Genomic DNA, 4,471 nt, shown 5'->3' with positions numbered 1-4,471 from the left:
AGCTTAACTTTCACTCCCGCTAACTACAATCAACCGCAAACAATCACGGTGAGTGGTGTTGACGATTTGGTAGCTGATGGCCCTCAACCTTACAAAATTGTCACGGCTGCTGCTGTGAGTACCGATGTTAATTACAATAACCTCAATCCCGATGATGTTGCGGTTACAAACAGTGACAACGAAACTCCGGGAATTACGGTGAATCCGACGGCGGGCTTGACTACGGGCGAAGATGGCAGTAAGGCTAACTTTACTGTGGTTTTGAATACTCAGCCGACTGCTGACGTGACGATCGGTTTGAACAGTGACAATGTTGCTGAGGGAACAGTTTCAACTAATAGTTTAACATTCACTGCTGCTAACTGGAATGTGCCGCAACCGGTGACAGTAACAGGGGTTGATGACAATGTTGCTGGCGGCGATATTGATTACAAAATAGTCACGGCTGCTGCTGTTAGTACAGATGCGAATTACAGCAACCGAGATGTAGCGGATGTTGGTATTACCAATCAGGACAATGATACGGTTGGTGTTTCTGTTAGTGTTGCCGAAACAACTGCTACCGAGGGCGGTGCAAACGGTACGTACACTTTAGCACTGAAATCGCAGCCGATCGCCCCTGTCACCCTCACTCTCACAACAGATAATCAGATTCAGCCGATCGCCCCTATCACTTTCACGCCCAATAATTGGAATGTCGCTCAACCCGTTACAGTGATTGCTGTTGACGATGCGGTTGTGGAAGGTTCACACAGCGGCAAAATTACTCACAGTGCGAGCAGCACTGATGCTAAGTATAATGTGGTTGTGGTTCCAGGGGTGACAGTGGCGATCGCAGATAACGATGTAGCGCCACCGCCGCCAACTCCAACTCCGACACCAACGCCGACTCCAACTCCGACAACATCTGTCACTCCGACTCCAACTCCGACACCAACGCCGACTCCAACTCCGACAACATCTGTCACTCCGACTCCAACTCCGACGACATCTGTCACTCCGACTCCGACTCCGACGACATCTGTCACTCCGACTCCAACTCCGACAACATCTGTCACTCCGACTCCGACGCCGACGACTGGGACTCCGACTCCAACTCCGGGAGGAGCACCGCTACCGCCCGATTCGGATTCGCCGACGCCGACACCGACACCAAACACTACAGAAACAAGCAACCCAAACAGATTCAGGATCAGAATACCGATATCTAACGATCTACCTCAATCTGGCGGAACTGTCGATCGAATTACTGATCTTAACGATCCCACGATAAGTTTTTCCCAAGCTACTTACAAAGTCAAGGAAAGTTCTACAGGAGTCGTTCAGCAAGAAATTACTCTCACTCGTACTGGGGATCTAAGCAAAACTTCCAGGGCGTACCTACAACCTGTTACTGGTGGTTCAGCGGCTGTGGGAAAAGATTGGAACTTTGCCTCCAATTACTCTGGTCAACTTACCTTTAACCCAGGCGAAGATACCAAAACTTTCACAGTTGATATCTTATCGGATGGTGAAGCTGAGGGAACAGAAGAAATCGCGTTTCGGATTGCTAGTGCGGATAATGCGAATATTGGCACTCAAAGCTCTGCGACCTTGCAAATTTTGGATAAAGTGTTCACCAACGAACTCGATCTGACGATACCTGGTTTTGTCGGCCCTAATGCCTGGGGAGATTACGACAATGACGGCGATTTGGATCTCTTGGTGATGGAACGAGATAGTTCCAAAGACCCCTCAAATTCTCCTGGGCTAAAAGCATATATCCCCAAAGTTTACAGCAACAAAGACGGTCAAGACTTTGAGCCAGTTGATATAGGCCTGCCTACCGTTTACGCAGGTTGGGTGGCGCAAAATTATCCTAATGTGTACAATGCCAAGCCTTCTGCTACGTGGGGAGACAGCGACAATGATGGCGATCTCGATATCTTGCTCACAGGCGTAATTGATACTCCTCCACCAGACCCTTTCTCCATTCCCGCTGAACCCTACGTCCCCAGTTTGCCCTACACCCCCATCACCAGACTGTACCGGAACCAAAAGACTGATAGCACTCTTCCCAATTACCCAACCTTCATCGACCCCACTAAATTTACTCTAGACAGGAGGGTAAAGCTGCCTGGTATTTTCAACGGTTCCGCAGCTTGGGGAGACTACAACAACGATGGCAGAAAAGATCTCGTACTCACAGGCGACACGAGTTCAGGCTACATCGCCAAAGTGTTCCGCAACGACGTTATTCGCTTGAACACCGGCAATACTTTTTACTACGGCTTTACCTTTGTGGAGGAAACTGGGGCTAACTTGCCCGGTGTTAATAATGGCAACGCCGCTTGGGGAGACTACGACAACGATGGCAAACTCGATATCTTGCTGACAGGAGACACCGCTCCAAAAAAAGACTTCAATAGCAGCTCAAATTACATCGCAAAATTGTATCGCAACACTGGCAATGGCTTTACCGAGGAGAGCAATGCACTGCCACAAAATCAAAACCCCAGCGAACCTATTACTTACGGCGCTTGGGGAGACCCCGGCAACGATGGACGACTGAATATCTTGCTTACAGGTGCTGCACGCGAGTGGCCAAGTAATAATTGGCGATTTGGTCCTACAAGATTGCTTCAGCAGAGCTACAACTCGGCTACTAATGGTTATACCTTTCAGGAACTTACGCCTGTGGGAGGTTATGGTTCTAATACTGCTGCTTGGGGGGATTACGACAACAATGGCAAGCTGGATATGCTGCTGACACAACCGGGTAATTCTGATTCCCCCCAAGTTTACCAACAATATGACTTTGGTGGCTCTTTTAAACCCATCAATGACGCAGGGCTGCCTAAGAATTTCAGCTCTGGTGCTTCTTGGGGAGACTACGACAAGGACGGCAGACTGGATATTGCACTCACGACAGATAATTCATCTGGCACCGACAAATTTGTCAAAATTTACCACAACAATACCCCTAATGCGAACACGCCACCCTCGGCACCTCAATATCTAAATTCAAGCACATACAATTACGCCGAGGGAGTCAAGTACGAAGGAGTCAACTTAACGTGGTATCGGGGGAATCCAATCGACGGCACTCAAACTCCAGATAGCGATTTAAGCTACAATAGCGATTTAAGCTACAATCTGCGAGTTTGGACTGTCGATAAAGTTCGAATTAATAACCAAGGCTTTGATACTGCTGACATTATTAACTATGTGATTGGCCCAATGTCCCTTGATGACGGCACTCGGCAAGTGGTGCAGTTGGGGAATGTCAACTCAGACTTCTACTCGCCTAGTTGGCTGTTAAAACCAGATTACTTAATCCCTGGACAAACTTATAACTGGAGTGTACAGGCGATCGACAGTGCTTGGGCGGGTTCACCCTTTGCCGAAACACAAAGTTTTGTCGCCCCCAAGATAGAACCAACGCTCACTATAACTGCTACAGATCCCAATGCGGCCGAAACACGTTGGGATGAACCCCCAAATCCAGGAAAATTCACCATTACCCGTACTGGTGGCAACCTAGCTGATCCGCAGGATGTTTACTACAGGTTCAAGGGGTTCGATGTGTCAGATGGATCGTATAGTAATCAAAACAACCTTGCTCTACCAGGTCCTGATTACGAATTAGTTTCAGATTCCGAACCCCCTCAGTTATTACCCACTAACCCGTCCTACGGCTATAACAACTTTGTCACCATTCCAGCGGGTCAACGCAGCGTCAACATGGTTGTTAATGTCCGCGATGACAGCCGAGTAGAAGGCGACGAAAAAGCAGTTATCACCTTAGAAAATACTCCCTACCCCCAAAAGATAGGCGAGTCATCTACTGCTACTGTGACGATCGCAGACAACGACCCCAACAACCCGCCGAAAATCAACTACGGCCCCGATACAACCCCGTGGCATCACGAGTTCAAGACAGTAAGCAATAACCCATTAACATTCGAGTACCAATTTCCGTCGAACACTTTCACAGACCCCGATCCAGGTGACACGCTTACCTACACAGCAACTCTGATGGACGGAAGTCCCCTGCCAAGTTGGCTCACCTTCAATCCAGATACCCGTACACTCAGTGGCGCAAGTCCCATACCGCAGGAGTTCAGGATTAAGTTAACAGCAACAGACAGGGCTGGCGCTACTGTCAGTGACGACGATACGGGTCCATATGAGGGTAAGGGTATGTTGCTGCAATTTAGCAGCACCGGCGTAGTCATTGACGGCTACATAGAGGGTGCAACCCTCTTCCTAGACGCCAACAAAAACGGCATCCTCGATTCCAACGAACCATCCACAATTACTAACAGCAAAGGTGAATTCAATCTCAACATCCCCTTCGAGACATTCGACACCAACAAAAACGGAGAAATCGACCCATCAGAAGGCAATATAGTAGCCATAGGAGGCACTGACACCGCCACCGGCTTACCCCTAGAAACACCAGTCACCGCACCGCCCGATTCCACAGTTG

1 protein-coding gene is annotated in these 4,471 nt (G+C 48.8%); it reads left to right on the top strand.

What is annotated here, in order from left to right; translation table 11 throughout:
* Positions 1 to 4,471, top strand: a 4,471-nt coding sequence (locus WBA89_RS16590; RefSeq protein ID WP_424408283.1) for an FG-GAP-like repeat-containing protein, incomplete at both ends; no start/stop codon positions are given.

It is taken from the genome of Microcoleus sp. (assembly GCF_049646505.1).
In the GTDB taxonomy this organism is placed as follows: domain Bacteria; phylum Cyanobacteriota; class Cyanobacteriia; order Cyanobacteriales; family Microcoleaceae; genus Microcoleus.
Note: the sequence above shows the minus strand (reverse complement) of the source record. Positions and strands in the feature narration are given on the sequence as shown.